This window comes from Pantoea sp. SIMBA_079 (assembly GCF_046940275.1).
In the GTDB taxonomy this organism is placed as follows: domain Bacteria; phylum Pseudomonadota; class Gammaproteobacteria; order Enterobacterales; family Enterobacteriaceae; genus Pantoea; species Pantoea borealis.
Genome location: NZ_JAWRYR010000647.1, coordinates 1 through 252, shown reverse-complemented (window position 1 = coordinate 252; position 252 = coordinate 1). Strand labels below are relative to the sequence as shown.

The window sequence follows — 252 nt, the reverse complement described above, 5'->3', positions numbered from 1 at the left end:
CTCAGCGCTTCGTCGTCAAGCACCCTTTCGAGTTGCCTTCTGAACGGCAGGTCGACCGCAGCGAATCGTTCAGGATGAGAACGCTCCAGGTGCGCCTGCCAGAATTCACGGTCAACCATGGAGCGGGCAATCTCTTCCGGCGTTTCCGCATCCCGCACCGCAGCCTCTGCTTCTGCCAGGTCCGCATCCAGAACGCCTGAGATCGCCAGGAAGCTCATTTCTCCCACCTGCAGTGGCAAGTCGAGACGCTCC

At 60.7% G+C, this 252-nt stretch carries 1 protein-coding gene; it reads right to left on the bottom strand.

Annotated elements, in window-relative coordinates:
• The coding region (locus SB719_RS21535; protein WP_412159941.1) for an NEL-type E3 ubiquitin ligase domain-containing protein at positions 1 to 252 on the bottom strand (252 nt) is incomplete at both ends.